Here is a 21,389-nt window from a genome sequence, read left to right on the forward strand (position 1 = left end):
CATAGCCGGACGCGATACCGGCTGAAACGAATCGGGACCCATTCCCGAAACGAAAAAAGCGCCCGCCCCTCACAGGAACGGGCGCATTTTTACATACTAGAGCGTTTCCGCGTATATCTCAATGCTATGTTTTACCGAAACACTGTCGTTGTTCTGAGACAGCATGTCGGTAATCTGCATCATGCACGCGGGGCAGCCCGTGGAGAGCACCTTGGCGCCGGAAGAAACAATGTTCTCGCGCTTGCGCTCACCGATCTTCTTGGACAGATCGTAGTGGTACAGGTTGAAGGTACCGCCGCAGCCGCAGCAACGATCTGCTTCCGACATTTCCACCAGCTCGTAAGCGGGGTTCATGCGGATGAGGTCGCGGGGCTGTTCGGAAACCTTGAGGCTCTTCTTCAGGTGGCAGGAGTCATGGAAGGTGACCTTGGTGCCGCCCTTGGGGGCCTCGGTGGGCTTAACGCCCAGTACGTCAACTACGAACTGGTTGATGTCCATGGCCTTCTTGGCGATCTTGGCGATCTTGTCCTGCACATCCTTCGGATACTCGCCCGCAAACTGGGGCCAGAGTTCGTGAATGGTGGAGATACAGGAGCCGCAGGGGGCCACGATGTAGTCATAGTTGCCGTCGCCGAAGATGTTCACGTTGAACTTGACCATCTTGTCGTAGGCAACGCGGTCACCGGCAGACAGTGCGGGAATGCCGCAGCATGCCTGAGCGGCGGGCATCCATACGCCTACGCCGTGGTGACGGAAGACCTTCAGGCAGGCTTCGCCGGCCTTGGTGTACATCTTGTCGGCAACACAGCCGGGGAAGAACAGGACACGCAGACCGGACTTGCCGGCAGGGGTGTCGATGGTTCCGTACTTGCTGTGCAGAGACTGCTTGGCAAGGGGCGAGAAGTGGCGGTCGCCGATGATGGGCGACAGGAACTTCGAGCAGGAAGAGCCGAGCAGTTCGTTTGCCTGAGAGGTGAACAGGCCCTGGAACTTGGAACCGAAATCAAGCAGGGCGTTGAACAGCTTGGGGTTGCCCACCATGCCGCGCAGAATGGCCTTCTTGACCGGGGAAAGCCCCATGTAGGTGTTCACGATGGTGCGACCCTGGAGGAAAATGTCCATGATGCGCACACCGGAAGGACAGTTGGCCGCACAGGAACCGCAGAGCAGACAGCGGTTCAGGCGTTCCTGAACGCCTTCTGCGTCCTTGATCATTTCGTGGGCCAGGTTTTCCAGCAGGGCGATCTTGCCGCGGGTTACGTCGGCTTCACGCATGGTTTCGGCGAAGACGGGACAGACAGCCTGACACATGCCGCACTTCATACATGCGGCCATCAGGTCGTCCAGTTCTTCCAGCATTTTTGCGAGTTTGTTCAGATCGGCCATGACTTACCTCCCAGCGATGATCTTGCCGGGGTTCAGAATATTCTTCGGGTCGATAGCCTTCTTCATATTCAGGGAGTAGTCGATGGTGGCGCGGGAAGTTTCCTTCTCCATCCACTTGGACTTTGCCATGCCGATGCCGTGTTCGCCGGACAGGGTGCCCTTCAGGGACAGAGCGGTATCGAAGATTTCGTCGACAGCCTCTTCCACGCGGTGGAATTCCTTGGTGTCGCGCTTGTCGCACATGATGGTGGGGTGCAGGTTACCGTCGCCGGCGTGGCCGAAGGTACCGATCTGCACGTTGTGCTTCTTGGCGATGTTGTTGATGGCAGCAACCATGGCCGGAATCTGGGAGCGCGGTACGGTGGCGTCTTCCAGCACGGTGGTGGGACGGGCGCGGGCAAGGGAGGGCAGCGCGTTGCGGCGTGCTTCCCACAGCTTCAGCTTTTCAGCAGCGTCCTTGGCAACCTGAATGCGGGAAGCGCCGATCTTTTCGAGCACCTTCACCACGGTTGCGGCTTCGTCTTCTACCTGTGCGGGGTGGCCGTCCACTTCGATGAGCAGGATGGCGGCAGCTTCAACAGGCAGACCGGCCTTGGTGTAGTCTTCAATGTAGCGCATGCAGGCCTGGTCGATGAACTCCAGGGTACAGGGCACAACGTGGGAAGCAATGATGCCTGCAACAGCGGCGGATGCCTTGTTCACGTCGTCGAACACGGCCATCATGGCCTTGGAGGCAGCCGGGGGAGGAGTGAGCTTCAGGATGATTTCGTTGAACACGCCGAGGGTGCCTTCGGAAGCAGCCATCAGACCGGCAAGGTTGTAGCCGGTAACGCACTTAACGGTGCGGGAGCCGGTCTTTACCAGTTCGCCGTTCACGTCGAAGAAGTCCAGACCCATGACATAGTCCTTGGTCACGCCGTACTTCAGACCGCGCAGACCACCGGCGTTTTCAGCCACGTTGCCACCGATGGTGGAAACAGCCTGAGAGCCCGGGTCCGGGGGGTAGAAGAGGCCACGCTTGGCCACTTCGGCAGCGAACTTGGCGGTAACAACACCGGGCTGCACAACGGCGTACAGGTCTTCTTCATTGATTTCGAGAATTTTGTTCATCCCGTTGGTCAGGATGACAATGCCGTCGCGCTTGTCCGGAATGGTGCCGCCGGACAGGTTGGTGCCTGCACCGCGGACGGTGATGGGGTTGTTGTTCTCGTTGCACAGGGCAATGACCTTGCCCAGCTCTTCCGAGTTGGTCGGGCGAACAACCAATGCAGGGACAACAGGTTCAAGAACGGCGGAGTCGTAAGAGTAAGACTGACGGTCTGCTTCGGCATTGAAGACGTTATCGTCGCCTACGATGGACTTAAATTCTTTTACAAGAGATTCACTGAGCATGAAGAACTGCCTCCAAAGGGCTTGTTGGGGTCTGCCGCCTGCCAGCCTCGGATTCCGGCAACGGGAAGCTGGGGCGGTGAGAAAAAACGGAGCAACTTACTTTCAGGTGAGCCGCTCCGTTTACCTAAAGTCTGAATAGCAAATCCCTTTCAAGCGCCGGGAGCGGGTATCGCGCATCCCGCTCCCGGCAAGTGACGGGGGATTAGAACAAGGTCGGGAAGAACACGAAGCACATCAGGGAGGCGATGATGCCAACCACTGCGGCGTACAGCAGGAAGGGCCATACGGTGCACTTCAGAATCGTACCTTCCATACCGGACAGGCCAACAACGGCGCAGGCTGCCACGATGTTGTGGATACAAATCATGTTACCGGCACCACCGCCGACAACCTGAGCTGCAACGATGATCTGACGGGGCAGATCAAGCTGCTGAGCTACGCCCCACTGGAATTCAGCGAAGAGAAGGTTGGATACGGTGTTGGAACCGGTGATGAATGCGCCAAGGCCACCAACAACGGAGGCGAACATGGGCCATGCGTTACCGACGATGCCGGCAACAGCCTTGGCCAGTTCCAGAGGCATGGAAGCCAGACCGTTGGGGTTGGTGCCGGAGAGACGGAAGATGGACACCAGTGCAACAGCGAAGAGCAGTGCGATGGTGGGGTTCTTCATCTTGGCAAAGGAAACGCTCCATGCCTGCTTGGCCTTTTCAGCGCTCATGCCGTGCAGCGGAATGGTCAGCAGGGCTACGAGCATGAAGGGAATGGTGCCGGGCAGGTACAGGAACTGAATGTCGTTGCTGATTTCAGGATGGCCAAGGAAGCCTGCGGTGAAGGACAGCTTCACACCGGCAAGCAGAGCCTTGAGGCCCAGATCGGGAATACGGGTGATAACAAGGATGGCGCCGATCAGAACGTAGGGCAGCCAAGCCTTGAACTGGGACATGTGGGACTTGAATTCCTTGGTGTCGCCGCCGGAGATTTCGCCGGTCCAGCTGGGATCCCAGTTCTTGGAATCGCCGAAGGTCCACTTTTCGGTGGGCATGCAGAAGCCCTTCTTGGCGCCGAAAACGATCACGCCGAGGCCTACGAGACCACCGATGAGGGACGGGAATTCAGGGCCTACGAGCCATGCGAAGGTGAAGTAGGGAACAACGAAGGAAACAGCTGCGAATATGCAGAACTTCCATGCCTTGAAACCGTCAGACCAGCAGCGGTTGGGTCCGAAGTAACGGGTGATGAAGCCCAGCATGAAGATCGGCAGAATGAAGGCCATAACCGTGGAAGATGGTGGCCCAGCCCACTGGCCGATAACCAGGTTGAACTGTTCGGGAGAAGCGAAGTTCAGGCCGGGTACGCCGGAAGCAACAGCTTCCTTGACCAGGGGATGAACGTACTTCAGGCCCAGGATGATGGGGGTACCAACTGCGCCGAAAGAAACGGGGAAGGAGTTGAACACGAGGCAGATGATGGCTGCTGCGAGGGGCGGGAAGCCCAGAGAGAGCAGCAGGGGAGCTGCCAGAGCTGCAGGGGTACCAAAACCTGCTGCACCTTCGATGAACGCCGCAAACATGTAGCCGATGATAATGGCCTGAATGCGGTGGTCAGCGGAGATCTGCTGCATGCCGTACTGAATGGTTTCCATACCACCGCTGTACTGCAGGGTGTAGAGGATCAGGATGGCGCCGAAAACGATGATGAGAACGCCCACTGCAGTGATGGCGCCGTGGAAGGACATGGCGGCAATGGTGCCGGCATCAATGCCCCAACCATACATGGCACCGAACACTGCGCATGCCCATGCTACGGGCATGGCTTTGGTGGCGGGCCAACGCAGGCCTACCATCAGAATCAGGGCTGCCAGAATGGGCAGCAAAGCAAGCAAAGCCAACATAAAACGCTCCTCTTTGAGGGTTTTTCAGTGACGTCAAACCACCTAAAACGTCACCGCAGGGTTAAGGGGCCCGGGGGAGGCTTCCGCTCCTCCCCCGGACTCCGGGCTTATCACTTAGGGTCGGGCGTTATTTCGCGCCACGACCGTCGTCGCAGGGAGCACCGGCCTCGAGCTTTGCGTGCTCGGGGGTCTCGGTGGTGGTGCAGAACTCGCCAGCATCCTTGCCTGCCTTAACGGTGGCAGCCGCGGGGGCAACATTGATGCCGGGCAGTTCGGAGATGGTCTTGAAGTGCAGGAAGCGTTCTTCGTATTCCTTTTCGATGAGGGTACGCAGGCGCTTGGACTCTTCAGGAGCCATCTTTTCGAGCAGGGCGTAACGGTTTTCGCCGGACAGGAATTCCTGCAGCTTGCCGTTGGGTGCCTTGGATTCGAACTTGAAGGGATTTTCACCCTGTGCAGCCAGGTCGGGGTTGAAGCGGTACAGAGGCCAGTAGCCGGTTTCAACAGCCAGCTTGCCTTCTTCCATAGACTTGCCCATGCCCTTGCGGATGCCCTGGTTGATGCAGGGTGCGTAGCAGATGACGAGGGACGGTCCCTTGTAAGCTTCAGCTTCCTTGAAGGCCTTGATGACCTGGTTCATGTTGGCGCCCATGGAAACGGAAGCCACGTACACGTAACCGTAGGTCATGGCCATCTGGCCCAGATCCTTCTTGCCGGTCTTCTTGCCGGAGGCAGCGAACTTGGCGATGGAACCGAGCGGGGTAGCCTTGGAAGACTGACCACCGGTGTTGGAGTACACTTCGGTGTCCATGACGAGGATGTTGATGTCTTCGCCGGAAGCGAGAACGTGGTCAACACCGCCGTAGCCGATGTCGTATGCCCAGCCGTCACCACCGAAGATCCAGACGGACTTCTTGGTGAACAGATCGGCCATGGAGTAGATCTCTTCGAGCAGATCGTTGTGTTCGATGCCGGCTTCGATGAAGGTCAGCACTTCTTCGCCGGTCTTCTTGGAGGCATCGGCGTCGTCCTTGGCGGCGAGCCATGCTTCAAGAGCGGCCTTCATTTCGGCGTTTTCAACGGTGTCGATGGCCTTCTTCACCAGGTCGGCAAGGCGTGCACGACGCTGGTCGACTGCCATGCCCATGCCGTAACCGAATTCGGCGGCGTCTTCGAACAGGGAGTTGCCCCAGGTCGGACCGTGGCCGTCTTCGTTAACGGTGTAGGGAGTGGTGGGAGCGGATGCACCCCAGATGGAGGAGCAGCCGGTAGCGTTGGCAACGATCATGCGTTCGCCGAACAGCTGGGTGAGCAGCTTCACATAGGGGGTTTCGCCGCAGCCTGCGCAGGCACCGGAGAACTCCATGAGAGGCTGATGGAACTGGGAACCCTTGAGGGAGTCGCGTTCCATGATGTCGGTCTTGTAAGACACGTTTTCTTCGATGAATGCGAGGTTCGGAACCTGCTCGTCGAGCTGGGTTTCGATGGGCTGCATAACCAGCGCCTTTTCCTTCGCGGGGCAGACGTCTGCGCAGGAACCGCAACCGAGGCAGTCCTGAGTGTACACCTGCATGCGGTACTTCATACCCTTCAGTTCCTTGCCCTTGGCTTCAACGAACTGCAGGGAAGCGGGTGCGCCCTCGAGTTCATCGTCGGTAGCGAGGAAGGGACGGATGGTAGCGTGGGGGCAGACGTAGGAGCAGCGGTTACACTGAATGCAGTTTTCAGCGATCCACTGGGGTACGTTGATGGCTACGCCGCGCTTTTCAAAGGCAGCGGTGCCCACGGGGAACAGGCCGTCGGGTTCGAAGGAGGAAGCGGGCAGCTTGTCACCCTGCTGACCCAGAATGGGACGAACAACGTTCTTGATGAAATCAGGAGCGTCATCATCCTTGGTGCAGCAGCATGCGGCTTCAGCCCAGGTGGCGGGGTACTTGACTTCGACGAGTGCGTCGACAGCCTTGTCCACAGCCTGGATGTTCATGTTGACGATCTTCTCGCCCTTCTTGCCGTAAGCCTTGTGGATGGACTTCTTCAGCAGTTCGATAGCCTTTTCGAAGGGCATGACGTTGGCGAGCTTGAAGAACGCGGTCTGCATGACCATGTTGATGCGGCCGCCAAGGCCCACTTCGCCGGCAATCTTAACGGCGTCGATGTTGTAGAACTTCAGACCCTTCTTGGCGATGGTACGCTTCATGGAAGCAGGAAGTTCCTTTTCCATGTCTTCGAGGGTCCAGTGGGAGTTCAGCACGAAGGTGCCGCCGTCCTTGATACCTTCCAGAACTTCGTACTGGTGAACGTAAGCGGACTTGTGGCAGGCCACGTAGTCGGCGTTGTTAACCAGGTAGGTGGACTGGATGGGGGAGTTACCGAAACGCAGGTGGGATACGGTGAAGCCGCCGGACTTCTTGGAGTCGTAAGCGAAGTAACCCTGTGCGTACATGTCGGTGTTGTCACCGATGATCTTGATGGCTTCCTTGTTGGCGCCAACGGTGCCGTCTGCGCCAAGGCCGAAGAACTTGCACTGCACGGTGCCTGCGGGCACGGTGTCGAGCACGCCGCCCACTTCAAGGGAAGAACCGGAAACGTCGTCGGTGATGCCGACGGTGAAGTGGTTCTTGGGACCGGCAACCTTCATGTTGTTGTACACGGCCAGAACGTCGGCGGGGGTGAATTCCTTGGAACCAAGACCGTAGCGGCCGCCGATGATGGTGGGCATTTCGCCGCGTTCCATGAAGGCAGTGCAGATGTCGAGGTACAGGGGATCGCCCAGAGAGCCGGGTTCCTTGGTACGGTCGAGCACGGTGATGGTGGTGGCGGATGCGGGCAGAACCTTCAGCAGATGCTCTGCGGAGAAGGGACGATACAGACGAACCTTGATGAGGCCGACCTTTTCGCCCTTGGCGAGCAGGTAGTTGACCACTTCTTCAATGGTTTCGTTTGCGGAACCCATACAGATGATGACGCGCTCGGCTTCTTCGTGACCGACGTATTCGAACAGACGGTACTTACGGCCGGTCAGGTCGCCAACCTTCTTCATTGCAGCTTCAACGTGAGCGGGAACTGCAGCGTAGTAGGGGTTGCAGGCTTCGCGTGCCTGGAAATAGATGTCGGGGTTCTGCGCGGTGCCGCGGATGTGGGGATGTTCGGGGTTCATGGAGTTCTGACGGAACGCCTCAACCTTTTCCCAGTTCACCAGCTTGGCGATATCTTCGTAGTCGATGACTTCGATCTTCTGCAGTTCGTGCGAAGTACGGAAGCCGTCGAAGAAGTGGCAGAAGGGAACGCTGGACTCAATGGCGGCCAGGTGGGCTACCAGAGCCATGTCCATTGCTTCCTGAACGGAGTTGGATGCCAGGAAGGCAAAACCGGTCTGGCGGCAGGCCATGACGTCCTGATGGTCACCGAAGATGGACAGTGCATGGGAAGCCAGAGCACGGGCGGAAACGTGGAAAACGCCGGGAAGAAGTTCACCGGCGATCTTGTACATGTTGGGAATCATGAGCAGCAGACCCTGCGACGCAGTGAAGGTCGAGGTCAGGGCGCCTGCGGCGAGAGAGCCGTGAACGGCACCGGCTGCACCGGCTTCAGACTGCAGCTGGCGAACTGCTACGGTCTGACCCATGAGGTTTTTCTTTCCCTGCGCTGCCCATTCATCGGCAGATTCGCCCATGTTGGAGGAAGGGGTGATGGGGTAGATGGCGGCGGTGTCGCTCAGTGCGTATGCGATATACGCGGCGGCGGTGTTGCCGTCCATGGTCTTCATCGTCTTGGCCATTAGAATAACTCCTTTTTCTGACCTTGAAGCATGGTGTCATGCTGTCCCGGTTGCCATTTCCAGGCAGTGATCTTCTATGATCATCAGCATCGGGTGCGAGTTTTTTCCCCGTCTCGCTCCCTGCGGTTGGTTGGCTGTGAAACCGGTTGTTGCCTTAACAAGAACTATGCCATAGTGCGCGATATTAGAAAGTTGTATTATTCCCCCGCGTTACCTCCTTTATCAGCGTGCGGCCTGTGGTGGGGCACACGCGATTGTCTGAAAAAAAAGACAGTCGTCCTGATGTAAAGGCACACCCGTTACAACTTAGCCATACAGGGTCTGGGTCTCGCGGGTGCTCAGCTCCTGGGTAATCCCGGAGTCTGAAAAAACAGACTAACTATGGGTGAATGGGATTTCATACAGCAAAATGAGCGCACAAACAATAGGGAAAGAAGCCTCCGATCCAGCACCGGAAGACTTTTGTAAATGCTACACCATAGCTTCGTAAAATTATAGGGTGATATTATTCTTTTTCAGCAAGGCGTAGAAGTGTGAGCGGGAAAGGCCGGAAAGGCGGATAATCTCCTGCACGTTGCCGTCTGTCTGCGCAATAATGGCCTCAATATATTTGCGTTCCATCAAATTCTTGAAGTCCTTCAACTCAGGTATTGGTCCATCCAATAGTGAATCGCCGCAGGTGGCAGTGTCTTTTTTTCCAGACAGAGAATAGGAGGCGCTGCCATCTGCCGGTGCCGGGCTCCGGCCGGGGGCGGGCACGGCCTGCGGTGTAATGCCGTACACCGGCGATTCCACCTTTGCGGCATGGGAGCTCCCTCCGCGGGTGAGGTTGGCCTTGGCTATTTTGATGCGCAGGTCCTGCGGCAGGTGCATGGCGTAGAGCATGGATTCCATGCCGGAAGCCACAAAGGCCCGTTCCAGCACGTTGAATAGTTCACGCACGTTGCCCGGCCATTCGTAATTGGAGAGCATGGTGAAGAAGTCGGACGAGAATCCCTTGTTGGGCACGCCGTACTGCTCGCACAGTCTGTTTATGTAGAACATGGCGAGGGGCTTTACGTCTTCGCAGCGCAGCCGCAGCGGGGGCAGCTCGATATGCATGGTCTTCAGGCGGAAGAGCAGGTCCTTGCGGAATTCGCCGCGCTCCACCATCTCATCGAGATTCTTGTTGGTGGCCGATATGAGGCGAAAGTCGCTCTTTATCTCCTGTGTGCCGCCCACTGGGCGGAACACGCGCTCCTGCAGAAAACGCAGGAAAGATTTCTGAATGGAAAGCGGCATCTCGCCCACTTCATCAAGAAAGAGGGTGCCCTTGTCGGCAACCTTGACCAGACCGTCCTGATCCTGCTGCGCGCCTGTGAACGCACCTTTCTTGTGGCCGAAAAGGGTGGATTCCACAAGGGTTTCAGTCAGCGCGGCGCAATCAACCACCACAAACCGGTTGTTTCGGCGCAGGCTGTTGGCGTGCACTGTGCGCGCGGTGAGTTCCTTGCCGGTACCTGTTTCGCCGGTGATAAGCACGTTGGCATCCGTCATGGCCGCCTGTGCCACAAGATTGAAGCAGGTGCGCATGGCATCGCTGGAGCCGATGACGTTCTCAAGGTTCAGCGCAACAGGGGCAGAGCCCTTGCTCTGTTTTTCTTCGCGGTATTGCAGCGCGCGCTTGAGCGTGAGGGTGGTCTGCTTTATGGGCGTGGGCTTGACCAGAAAATCCCATACACCGCCCTGAATGGCGAGCTCTGCGCCATCGGGGTCACCCTCGCCGGTGAGTATGATCACTTCGGGTGCGTCGGGCGTGCTGCGTATCTGCGGCAGGGCGGTAAGGCCGTTGCCGTCCGGAAGGCGTATGTCGAGAAACACCACGTCGAAAGAATCTTCCTGCAGGGCTTTCAGGCCGTCGGTAATGGTATGCTCGGCCCGGTACTGGTAGTTCAGGCGGGCAAGCAGGCTCTGGATAGTCTCGCAGATGTGTCTGTCGTCATCTATGACAAGGATCTTGGGCATGGTTCTCGGGCTGTTGGCTGTGTTCGGTGTGCGGGAAATACTCTTCAAACTTTTAGTGATACTGTCTTTTCATCATCATCGTAAAAGACACTTTTGTCCAGAACTGCGGTGCGCAGGAAGAGGGTGCTATACCGATCGCTGGACAAGGATGCGGTGTATGGCGTCTGCCAGCATGATCTTGTTGTAGGGCTTGCTGATAATGGTGCGGATGGATGGAATGGCCCCCGCCCCCTGCGACGCGACATCGCGTCCGGACACAAGGATGATGGGCAGGCCCGGTGCAATGATGGTAGCTTCTTCGGCAAGCTCCAGACCGTTTATGTCCGGCATGTCAAAATCGGTTATGAGCAGGTCAAATGCCTGCGGTGCTTCCCGCAGCAGGGCCAGAGCGTTTCTGGGGTGCTCGGCGGCATGCACGGAATAGCCCAGACTTTCCAGTACTCGCGGTATGGTGTGCAGCTGATCTTCATCGTCTTCCACAAACAGAATGTGTCCGGCACCGGCAACGGGTTCGCCAAGCGGGCCATCGTCCGGTGCGGCAATCTGTTCCATGCAGGGCAGATATATCTCGAACGCGGTGCGCTGGTTCGGCTTGCTGTTGACCAGAATGCCGCCCCTGTGCGCCTTGACTATGCCGTGCACCACGGCAAGGCCGAGTCCTGTGCCTTCTGTCTTGCCCTTGGTGGTGAAGAACGGATCAAAAATCTTGTCCAGAATTTCGGGTGGAATGCCCGGCCCGTTGTCTGCCACCGTAATCATGAAATAGTTGCCGGTTGCAACGTTGAGCAGCTTGGCTATCTCGTCTTCCAGCCGCACAAGGTCCAGACTGAGTTCAAGGAACCCGCCCAGATCACGCAGCGACTGGAACGCATTTGTGCACAGGTTCATCACCACCTGATGAATCTGGGTGGGGTCGGCATGCGCCACGGCGGGGAATTCCGGCAGGCGTTCGCGTATCTCGATGTTGCGGGGCATGGACGCCTTGATGAGGCCGGAGGCTTCGGACAGCACTTCATTCAGATTGGTGCTCATGAAGCCTTCCAGCGAGGGGCGGCTGAAGGTGAGAATCTGCTTCACCAACTGGCTGCCGCGCTGTGCGGCCCTGAGTGCGCGGGTCATGTCGCTCCACGTCAGGGAATCCTCGTCCACGTCCGAGAGCGCAAGCTCAACGGAGTTGATGATGGACGTGAGAATGTTGTTGAAGTCGTGGGAAATGCCCCCGGCCAGCGTGCCGATGGCTTCCATCTTCTGCGACTGCAGCAACTGGCGTTCAAGGTTGATGCGCTGGGTGATGTCTTCCGCCGCCGTGAGCAGCCCCACCACCTCGCCGTCGTCACCGTGCAGGGGCACGCGGTTGGTCTCAAGCCACACCTCGCCGCCCAGCGTGTCCGTGATGGAAAGGCGCGTCTGGTACTGGGCGCTGTTGTCCGCCACCACCTTGGCTTCGGCATCGAACAGGGCTTCCGCCTCTGACGGGTTGGGGAAGATGTCCATGTTGGTCTTGCCGATGAGCGCATTGGTGGCGGTAACACCGAAGAAGTTCATGAACGACTTGTTCGCGCCGAGGTAGCGCAGGGTTTTGTCTTTCCATGAAACCAGCTGGGGAATGTTGTCCAGCACGAGCTGGAGCATGCGCTCGGATTCGCGGCGGGCCTTTTCTGCCCGTTTGCGCTTGGTCACGTTTTCGGCAAAGCCTTCGAGCAGATCCACGTTGCCGAGCCGGTCGCGGATGATTCTGATGGAGATGTTGGCAATGAGGGATGAGCCGTCGCGGGTGGTTATGGCCTTTTCAAAGGTGCGGATTTCTTCGCCCGTGGCGCTGTCGCCCGTGAGCTTCAGCTCACTGATGAAATGGCGGGGAATCTCCGGCATGTTTTCCAGCAGATCCTGCTGGGAATCGTATCCGGCCATCTTGGCGAGGGCGGGGTTAATGTCCACAAGGTCGCCGTCCGGCTTGATACGGAAAATGCCCAGCGGAGAGTTTTCAAATATGGAGCGGTATTTTTCTTCTGCCGCGCGCAGGCTGTCTTCTGCCTTTTTACGGTCAGTGAAGTCGAATATGATGCCCACGAGTCCCGCAATTTCCTTGCGGGCGTTTATGTTGGTGGCCTTGTGCAGAATGATGTTGTGGGGCAGGCCGCCGAGCGGACCGCTCGCGGGGGTAATGGTCTGTTCGTAAATCTCTACGCCGGGTTCGCGCAGCAGCACGCTGTCCACCGAGTCATGCAGCTGCGAGAGGCCCAGTCCCTGCAACTGCCATTCGTTGCGGTTGAGAATCTCTGCGCGTGAAACATTGAAAAAGCGTTCGAATGCCACGTTGCATTCCTGATACCGCCCATACTTGTCTTTGGAATAGATGGGTATGGGAATGGTATCCATGAGCAGCCGCAGGAAGGAAAGCTGGTCCTTGATGCGCAGTTCGACCGAGCGCTTTTCCAGCACGTTCATGACCAGTAGCACCAGCGTTACCGTCAGGATGACAAGGCTGACGATGATGGTCCAGAAAACCTGCTTGTTCAGTTCATAAAACCGGCTGGGGGCGTTGATAACGATGGAGCCCTTGGGCAACTGGCGTTCGCTCACGTGCATGCGTTTGAGTTCGTTGTAGTCGAACTCCCACGGCTCGTCGCTCTGTGTGACCACGGGAATGTCTCTGGGGCTGGTGCCGTTGAGCACCTTGAGAGCCAGACGGGCGGCGGCCGCACCGTGGGCCTCGCCGGAGAGCAGTTTGCCGCCCACTATGCCGTAGCCGAGCAGGAAGGACCAGTTGGAATAGAGCGGGGCGTTGGTGTTGGCGCGAACCTTTTGCAGCAGTTCACGGGCCGAGAAGAATTGCCCGTCTATGTCGCGGTACATGGGAATGAAGTAGAAGAAGGTATCCTGCCCGGCCTGTCTGACGCGGCTGAGCATCTGGTCCAGGGTGTATTCGTCCCAGTATTCGACCGTGAGCTGGTCCTTGAAGAAAGGCAGCGCCTGCTGAATCTGCGTGCGTATGGCCTTGCCGGTGACGGACTTGTCACCGATGACCACCATGTGGTGCATGCCGGGATGCAGGCTCATGGCCGTGTCCAGATTGGCGAGCACGTCAAAAGATTCCACAACGCCGGTGATGTTGCGCCCTTCGATACTTGCGGCATTGAAGTCGTTTACCCCGCAGAAAATGAGCGGCACGCCGGGGAACAGCTCTTCGCCGTACTGGAGTATGAAGTCGTAGGCGATGTTGTCGGAAACAATGATGGCGTCGAAGTGCTTGTCGCGGAACTTGTCGCGGTAGAGGCTTACCAGCGTCTGTACCGTGTCTTCATAATGGAACTTTTTCGAGTCCATGTATTCGACCTGCAGCACAATGGCATAGTCGCTCTGCTCCAGCGATTCCTTGACGCCGGTGAAGATGTTGTCCGACCAGGAATAGCCGTTGTGATATGAATTCAGAAACAGAATGTTCTTGCGCACCTTCTGGGCGGCAGAAGCATGCACAGGGAACAGGGCCACGGCGAACAGCATCAACATGACCGCAGCAAGGAAAGCGGAAAGGGTACGGGAACGGAATAGGGTCACAGGGGCCTCTGTGCTGCGGGGTTGATGTCATGCCGGCCCATGCAGGGCGCAGGAAAGGTGTGTTTCATGAAACAGGGGGTTATGGGGCAGGCTATTCCGGCGATTTGTCTGCCGGGTCGTTTGCCGGATCGTTTGTCGGATAGCTTGCCGGATTGTCTGTCGGATCGTTTGCCGATTCATTTGCCCGTTCATTTGGTAATTCGTCCGGCTGGTCGCTCGGCTGCCGGGCTGGCTGCCCGTCACTGTGCTGGTCCGGAGTCGTGGCGTCTGCCGCGGGCCGGATATCGTCAGCGAGCAGGGATTCTGCCTCGGCGCAGGCCTCTTCCCACCCGCAGCCATGCAGCGTGCCGCAGAGGTCCTCGCCGGCATAGCGTGCTGCGGCGCATATCTGCGTGCGGATTTCATGGGCGTGCGTCTTTATCCATTCCAGCCCGTGGCGCTTGTACCGTTCTGCAATACCGTAGAGTATGGCGTTGTACAAATGCAGTTTGGTCGCGGGAATTTTGTCTGCGCCAATAAGCGTGATGACCTCCCACGGAAGGTCAAGCTTTTCAAGTGTGTTCATTGTCTCGATCGTATCCGGTTGCATGCTGAATGTGAGGTGGGTGATGATTCCTTGCACCTTGGACGGCATCACCTATGCGCCCATTAATGAAGCAGCATAGCCAAGTCGTCAAGCTGCTTGGTTCGCGGTGGTAGCGTGCCTGCGGGGCAAAGGGCCGGAGGGCATCTTCAAAAGTGTATGTATATTGCCATGGAAGATGATTCCTGTAACTATGTGGAAATGAAAAAGACCATCGTGACTGAAAAGAACAGAGAAGAGTTTCGCTACATGCTTTCAGTGCTCGGCAACGAGGCCGAGGTGTGGAAGAGCCTGCAGGGGCAGTTTGCCGTGCTGCATCAGCGTACACAGGCTGTTTTCGGCATCGGTGCGCTGGCCATTTCCGTTACGGGGTTTTCGGGCCATCGCATCGTGGCAGCGGGACCGTGGAGCGGCTATCCGCTCATCATCGGGCTGGTGTTCGTGCTTCTGAGTCTGGCTGTGGCTCTGAACGGCGTGGTGCGGCTGCACTGGATATCCGAGCTGCGCGGCGATACCACCGCAGAAGGATTGGCGCTGGTTATTGCCATGCGCAACCGCAAGACACGGTTCTTTCTTCTTTCCCTTAAGATAGTGCTTTTCGGCCTTGTCTGGTATGTCATTGCTGTGGGTGTGTATCTGCTGAAGGCGTCACTCGGGCAGATTCCTATTCTATAAGGGAGGAACATGCAGGATTCCGGCAAGCCTATTTCCCGCAAGGGAGTACAGACAGCCCGTCCGGATGCTGCGGTTTCTGCCGTACCCGCCGGTTCGGAGGGCTCAGCCCTTCCTGAAGGCGGGCAGGATCCGCTGGTGCATGCGGCCAAGGTGTGTGCCGCGCGCTTCAAGTTTGCGGATAACCGGCACCCGGTGAATGCGGCCCTCTTTGACATGGCATTGCGCTGGTGCCTCAAGGATACGGTAGCCTGCACCCTGTCTTCCGACGTTGCTCCTGCGGGCGTGACTGGCGCAACCGGTGTGACTGGTGCGCCCGGTATGACTGGCGCGGGCGCGGATCGTACCTCTCTGGACCCGCTGGATGTGCTGCAGGGCGACATGAAGCTGCCCTCGCTGCCGCAGATCGTGCTTGAACTGCAGCTGATCATCAATAATCCGGAAAGTTCCGCCTGCGACGTGGCCGCCGTGGTGAGCCGCGATGCAGGGCTCTCCGCCTTTCTGCTCCGTCTTGTAAACAGCGCCTTCTACAGCTTTCCTTCGCAGATAGACACCATTTCCCGCGCCGTGACCGTGGTGGGCATGAAGCAGCTCAGCAACATGGCACTCGGTGTTGCTGCCATGGATGCCTTCAAGGAAGCCGGAACAGGGCGGTTTGACATGAAGTCCTTCTGGAAGCATTCCATTGCCGTGGGGAGTATCGCCCAGCGGCTTGCGGAAAGGGCAAAGCTGCCGGAACCGGAACGCTACTTCGTGTGCGGTCTGCTGCACGATATCGGGCGGGCGGCGCTTTGCACATCCCGGCCGGGCAAGGCCTCCCTCATCATGCGGGTGGCGCTGGAAAAGCGCATACCCCTGTATGCGGCGGAAGCCGAGGTGGTCGGGTTCGATCATGCCCGTCTGGGCGGCATCCTGCTGCGCAAGTGGAATTTCCCCTTTTCGGTTACTATGGGGGTGCTGCATCATCATCTCCCCGAAAAGTCCGAAAAGTTCCTTGAGCCGCATGTGGTGCATGTGGCGGATATCATGGCCAAGGCCATCGGGCTGGCTTCGACCGAAGAGGCTCTGGTTCCCCCGCTCAGTGAAGAGGCATGGAGCCGCATGGGGCTTTCCGTTGCCGATCTTCAGGCAGTGGAGAATGAGCTCGACGCGTTGCTTGCCGACATGTTCAGCGTGCTGCTCCACTAGCGCGGGGCAGGCTGCCGCTGTTTCCTCTCTTATTCCCTTACTCCCTTGTCCTTTCTCTACCCGCATCGGTTGCTCTGGCCGCGTGGTGTCAATTTTCCGTACGCTGCGCGCATGGTGACATGCATCGAGCTTGCATCGGGCTTGCCTCCGGCTGCAGACCGCATGAACCGGTCCATGAACCGATTTGTGAACCGATCTGTGAACTGATCTGTGAACTGGGCGTCCTTATTTTCCGCCTTACCATGTTACCTGTACGCCGTACGAGGACGGGGGGGACCTCTGTGTTTCCCGTGAAACAACGCTGTGTTTCCGGCTGGTTGTCGAGTATGTAACCGCATAGGGGGAATTTTCGGTCATTCTGGCAAGGGGTTTGCACAGTCTGAAGCATACTGACAACAACATGGCGCTGCGGCGTCTGTGATAAGGAGGATGCCATGCTGTTTTTACTTGGTGGGAACGATAAGAAGGCCCGCAAGGCGGATGCCCCTCGTACGGAAAACATGGAAGTGGTGAAGGAACTGTTCATGACGGGACGTTTTCCCGTGGTCACCACCGAAGTTCTTGAAGGCAGAGCGCTGGGCAAGGTGCTCGGTCTGGTTGTCTGCCGCGGGTATGATTCTGACGAAGCCTTCTTCGGCATGGCCGCCCGCGCCGTGAACAAGGGTGCGCAGGCCATTATCGGCTACAAGGAAAACGTGGCTTTCCACCCTGACGGAAGCAAATATTTCTGCTGCTACGGCACGGCCGTACAGTTCGAGAAGCCCAAGAAGTCCATTACGGTCTAGCTGGTGCTTCGTTCAGGCACGGGAGTTTCTTGCTGGTCTGCGGGATGCAGGCCGGAAGGAATGGAGTGTCTCCATGCAGGGGGGGCCGGATCGTCAGTAGTTTGACGTACAGACTCCGTGCCGCTATCCGGATTCAGGAGCTGACTCCTGCTTTGTGAAATGACGTATGTGATAAGAACCGTCTCCGGCTGGGGGCGGTTCTTTTTTTGCATTGTTTCGTAATGTAATCGGACATGAGAACCGGACATGAAAAAGGCCGCCCCGAGGGGCGGCCTTTCATATTGCTGTGCTGTTCAGTCTAGGCCCAGCGGGGGGTAGCGAACTGCTCGCCGGTTCTGGCGATGATGAGAGCTTCGCGCCCGGGCAGGCTGTTGATGAACTGCAGGCCTTTGCGGGTCTGCATGATGCTCACTGCAGTCGCCAACGCGTCGGCTTCCATGACGGTGGGAGCGGTAACGGACACGGATGCCACGTTATTGGGGCTCTTGCCGGACACAGGGCTGACGAGGTGTGAGTACATGTGCTTCTTGTCGTAGAAGACTTCGTATCCGCCGGAGGTGGCAACGGCACCGGTGTTCATGGAGATCACGGTGGGGTAGTTGCCGTTCTTGGCGGGGTCTTCAATGGCGATGGTCCAGGGGGTTGCCTTGTCCTTTTCGCCCATGGTGCGGATATCGCCACCGGCATTGATCATGTGGTTCACGGCACCATGTGCCGCGAGAACGGCGGATGCCTTGTCCACGATGTAGCCCTTGGCGATGCCGTCCAGCGTGATGCCCATGCCTTCGCGGTCCAGACGGATGCTGCGGCCGGAAAGCTTGAGGTCCTGCTGGCCGACCAGAGACAGCGCGTGTTCGAACTCTTCTCTGGACAGGTCGAGTGCACCGTTCAGGTTCTGCTTGGCGCGGAACAGGTCCACAACAGGCTGCACGGTCACGTCGAAGGTGTTGTCGGTAAGGCTGCCGAAACGCTTGGAACGGTCCATCACTTCGGCAAGCTCGGCGGGAATGCCGGATACCTTGCCATCCTTGTTCAGCACGGACACGGGGGTGGAAGCGTCAAAGCGGGAGAACACGGCTTCAAGGCGTTTGATTTCCTCAAAGGCGCGGCCCACGGCTTCCTCACCCAGCTGCTTGGAAGGATGCAGTGCGGTGATGGTGACAATGGTGCCCATCATCAGGCGGGTCTGGTGCACCGAGTATTCCTTGCCGATGCGGGCAGCTTCGGAAACCACGGGGAGCACACCGTTAACGGCGGCGCCGAGGCCGAGCAGGCCGCATGCCTTGAGGAACTGGCGACGATCAGTATTCATGCTCTTCGCTCCTTTAGGCGGTGGCTTGGGGTTGCTGTTCCGGAGCAGCTGCCGCGGCAGCGACAGCGGCTTCTGCCTTATGCGCCACGCTGTTGTGGCACATGAGGCGCAGAATGCTGCGGGGACATGCTTCCACACAGGCTTCTTCACAATCGGGGCCATAGGCAAGGCAGGCCACGTGATCGATCCTGATGTTGCCTTCCGCATTGGAAATGGCGTTGGCAGGACACTTCTTCACGCACTTGCCGCAGTTGATGCAGCCGGCTTCGCACACGTTCATGACGTCTTTCATCTTGTCCAGGGTGGAGCAGAAGACCTGAACGCGGGCGCGACGGGGAATCATTTCCAGAATCTTGTTGGGACACACGCCCACACAGGCGCCGCATGCGACGCACTTTTCGGGATCAATGCGCACCAGTCCGCCTTCAAGGTACATGGCGTTGAAGTTGCAAACCTTCACGCAGTCCCCGAAGCCGAGACAGGAGTACTTGCATGCATCGGGGCCGTCCTGCAGCTGTGCGGAGGCCGCACAGGAGTCAAGGCCCTGATACTCGTATTTTTTCTTTACCTTGCCCTCGTCCTTCACGCAGCGGCGGAAGGATATCTGGGGTTCGGCACTACCGGCAGCCTTTCCGGCAAGCTCGGCAACCTTGGCAGCAACCTCCGGACCACCGGCGCAGCACAGGCCTGCGGAAACCGAGGGGTCCTGAATAACGGCAGCGGCATAGGCGTCACATCCTGCAAAACCGCAACCGCCGCAGTTGGCGCCCGGCAGCGCTTCGGATACGGCTTCCACTCTGGGGTCTTCTTCCACGTAGAACACGCGGGAAGCCACGGAAAGCACGACCGAGGCGATGAAGCCCAGTGCGAGCAGAGAAAGTACAGATGTCAGCATAATGCTTATCCTTGTGGTTATGCCCCCGTATCAGGGGGTCAATTACCTCTTTGCCCTAGACGTCGTATGCCTAGATCATGCCCGAGAACGCCATGAACGACATGGACATGATACCCGCCAGCACCAGTGCGGCAGGAACGCCGCGCATGGCGAGAGGCAGACGGGAGATCTCCAGCCGTTCGCGGATTGCCGCGAGCAGGATCAGCGCCAGCATGAAGCCGAGGCCGGTGGCAAACGAATAGTAGGTGGACGTGCCGAGGTCGAAGCCTTCACGCTGTACCACGATGGCCACGCCGAGAACGGCGCAGTTGGTCGTGATGAGCGGCAGGAATATGCCGAGAGAGCTGTACAGCGGGGGAACGGCCTTCTTCAGGAACATTTCCACCAGCTGAACCAGTGCTGCAATGACCAGAATGAACATGATCGTCTGCAGATAGTCCAGCCCCAGGGGTACAAGCACGTTGAACTGAATAAGCCAGGTAATGGGGGTGGCGATGATCATAACGAAGATAACCGCCGCGCCCATGCCGATGGACACGCCCTTTTCCTTGGAGCAGCCAAGGTAGGGGCACTGACCAAGATACTGGGCAAGAACAACGTTGTTAACAAAGACCGCTGATATGAGAAGCAGGAAGTAATCCATCATGATTCAGTACCTCCTAATCTCTGCCCATTGCACAACCGCGACAGGATTCGCAGCCGGGCATGGGGTTTTCGGCGGGCTTTTCACCGCGGCGCATAGCCTTGCGGATGCTCATCAGGTTCATGCAGGCGAGGATAAGACCGAGCGATACGAACGCGCCGGGAGCCTCTACCATGAAGTGAACCGGATGGAAGCCGGGGCCGAACAGGTGATGACCGAACAACGTGCCGTATCCGAGAATTTCGCGGAGGGCGCCGAGGAAGGTCAGCGACATGGTGAAGCCTATGCCCATGCCAAGGCCGTCCGCAATGGACAGGTGCACGGGGTTTTTGCCTGCAAAGGCTTCCGCGCGGCCGAGGATGATGCAGTTAACAACGATAAGGGGCACGAATATGCCCAATTGCTGGTAAAGGGGGTAGGTGTACGCCTGCATAAGCAGTTCCACCGCCACAACGAGCGAAGCTGCGATGGCGATGTAACAGGCGATACGTACCTTTTTGGGGATAATGTTACGAATCAGCGAGATAACGGCGTTGGACAGGGCAAGAACGAAGATAACTGCAAGACCCATCCCGAGACCGTTGTTGGCGGATTTCGTAACGGCAAGCGTAGGGCACAGTCCGAGCATAAGCCGGAACGGCGGAATTTCCGCCCACAGACCCTTGGAAAACTCTTTCCACATGCTGGCCATTGTATTCTCCTTTATCGGTTCACGACCGGCTATTTCCAGGTGCCCGTGGCTTCGGACTTGATGGCCTGATACACCTTGGCAGCGTTCTGAACGGCAGTCACAACACCGGTGGAAGAGATGGTAGCACCGGAAAGTGCGTCAATCTGTCCACCCTTGGACTTGAGGTCCACATTCATGGGCTGCTTCTTGAACTGTTTGGTGAATCGGGCATCCGCTACCACGGTGCCGAGACCAGGAGTTTCCTTCATGGTCGTAACGCCGATACCGGCAAGGGTGTCGTTTTCCACGTTAAAACCAACGATAACGCCAATGTCACCGCCGAAGCCTGCGCCGAAGTCTTCAAGGGCGATGGCAACGAGCTTGCCGCCCTTGATGGCGGGAAATACGTTGATTTCCTTGCCGGTGGCGGGGTTCGTGAACTTCTTGCGGTCCGCAATGGGGTCGTTGTCGGTGTCGGCCAGAACCTGCTTGATGGCCGGACCCTGCACATAGGTGAGAACCTGGTTCTCAATGGCGGGGGCGGTCAGCTGCTTGAGGTAGGATAGACAGAAGCCGGAAAGACCGCAGATTGCGGAAAGCACAACGATCATTTTGATTATTTCACGCAT

The 21,389-nt window shown here is 57.8% G+C and carries 15 protein-coding genes; 3 read left to right on the forward strand and 12 right to left on the reverse strand.

Translation table 11 applies throughout. The features are described from left to right. Positions 1-96: 96 nt before the first annotated feature. From HUV30_RS17815 to HUV30_RS17845, 7 genes are all read right to left on the reverse strand, one after another. Positions 97-1,386, reverse strand: coding sequence for a (Fe-S)-binding protein (locus tag HUV30_RS17815; protein ID WP_174406846.1), 1,290 nt, complete (start codon positions 1,384-1,386; stop codon positions 97-99). 3 nt (positions 1,387-1,389) lie between these two features. Further along, the gene (locus HUV30_RS17820) at positions 1,390-2,778 is read right to left on the reverse strand and encodes an FAD-binding oxidoreductase (protein WP_174406847.1); all 1,389 of its coding nucleotides are present in this window, start codon (positions 2,776-2,778) and stop codon (positions 1,390-1,392) included. Positions 2,779-2,980: 202 nt separating this feature from the next. Beyond that, a complete protein-coding gene (locus tag HUV30_RS17825; protein ID WP_174406848.1) occupies positions 2,981-4,672 on the reverse strand; it encodes an L-lactate permease in 1,692 nt (563 codons plus the stop codon). 127 nt (positions 4,673-4,799) lie between these two features. Next, entirely contained in the window at positions 4,800-8,450 is a 3,651-nt protein-coding gene (gene nifJ, locus HUV30_RS17830; RefSeq protein WP_174406849.1) for a pyruvate:ferredoxin (flavodoxin) oxidoreductase, read from the reverse strand. A 492-nt stretch (positions 8,451-8,942) separates the two neighbouring features. Beyond that, positions 8,943-10,454 (reverse strand): sigma-54-dependent transcriptional regulator, encoded by a 1,512-nt coding sequence (locus HUV30_RS17835; protein WP_174406850.1) that lies wholly within the window; start codon positions 10,452-10,454, stop codon positions 8,943-8,945. Between the two features lie 126 nt (positions 10,455-10,580). Continuing rightward, on the reverse strand, positions 10,581-14,012 hold the full coding sequence (locus HUV30_RS17840) for a PAS domain S-box protein (RefSeq protein WP_243452239.1): 3,432 nt from the start codon (positions 14,010-14,012) through the stop codon (positions 10,581-10,583). Positions 14,013-14,103: 91 nt separating this feature from the next. Then, complete coding sequence (locus tag HUV30_RS17845) at positions 14,104-14,577, reverse strand: hypothetical protein (protein ID WP_174406851.1); 474 nt, start codon at positions 14,575-14,577, stop codon at positions 14,104-14,106. Between the two features lie 189 nt (positions 14,578-14,766). On the opposite strand from HUV30_RS17845, the gene HUV30_RS17850 reads away from it, so the two are divergent. The 3 genes from HUV30_RS17850 (at position 14,767) to HUV30_RS17860 (ending at position 17,240) form a co-directional block, all read left to right on the forward strand. Continuing rightward, positions 14,767-15,270: a hypothetical protein gene (locus HUV30_RS17850; RefSeq protein ID WP_174406852.1), complete on the forward strand. Its 504-nt coding sequence runs from the start codon at positions 14,767-14,769 to the stop codon at positions 15,268-15,270. Between the two features lie 9 nt (positions 15,271-15,279). Continuing rightward, a complete protein-coding gene (locus HUV30_RS17855) occupies positions 15,280-16,455 on the forward strand; it encodes an HDOD domain-containing protein (RefSeq protein ID WP_174406853.1) in 1,176 nt (391 codons plus the stop codon). Between the two features lie 434 nt (positions 16,456-16,889). Continuing rightward, positions 16,890-17,240, forward strand: coding sequence for a YbjQ family protein (locus HUV30_RS17860; RefSeq protein ID WP_174406854.1), 351 nt, complete (start codon positions 16,890-16,892; stop codon positions 17,238-17,240). Positions 17,241-17,538: 298 nt separating this feature from the next. Here HUV30_RS17860 and HUV30_RS17865 read toward each other — a convergent pair whose 3' ends face one another. The 5 genes from HUV30_RS17865 to rnfG form a co-directional block, all read right to left on the reverse strand. Then, a complete protein-coding gene (locus HUV30_RS17865; RefSeq protein WP_174406855.1) occupies positions 17,539-18,552 on the reverse strand; it encodes an FAD:protein FMN transferase in 1,014 nt (337 codons plus the stop codon). 13 nt (positions 18,553-18,565) lie between these two features. Beyond that, on the reverse strand, positions 18,566-19,447 hold the full coding sequence (gene rnfB, locus HUV30_RS17870; RefSeq protein ID WP_243452240.1) for an RnfABCDGE type electron transport complex subunit B: 882 nt from the start codon (positions 19,445-19,447) through the stop codon (positions 18,566-18,568). Positions 19,448-19,517: 70 nt separating this feature from the next. After that, complete coding sequence (locus tag HUV30_RS17875; protein ID WP_174406966.1) at positions 19,518-20,090, reverse strand: electron transport complex protein RnfA; 573 nt, start codon at positions 20,088-20,090, stop codon at positions 19,518-19,520. 16 nt (positions 20,091-20,106) lie between these two features. After that, entirely contained in the window at positions 20,107-20,781 is a 675-nt protein-coding gene (rsxE, locus tag HUV30_RS17880; RefSeq protein WP_174406856.1) for an electron transport complex subunit RsxE, read from the reverse strand. A 29-nt stretch (positions 20,782-20,810) separates the two neighbouring features. After that, positions 20,811-21,389: an RnfABCDGE type electron transport complex subunit G gene (gene rnfG / locus HUV30_RS17885; protein ID WP_174406857.1), complete on the reverse strand. Its 579-nt coding sequence runs from the start codon at positions 21,387-21,389 to the stop codon at positions 20,811-20,813.

The sequence above is a fragment of the Desulfovibrio subterraneus genome (assembly GCF_013340285.1).
Classification (GTDB): Bacteria; Desulfobacterota; Desulfovibrionia; order Desulfovibrionales; family Desulfovibrionaceae; genus Halodesulfovibrio; species Halodesulfovibrio subterraneus.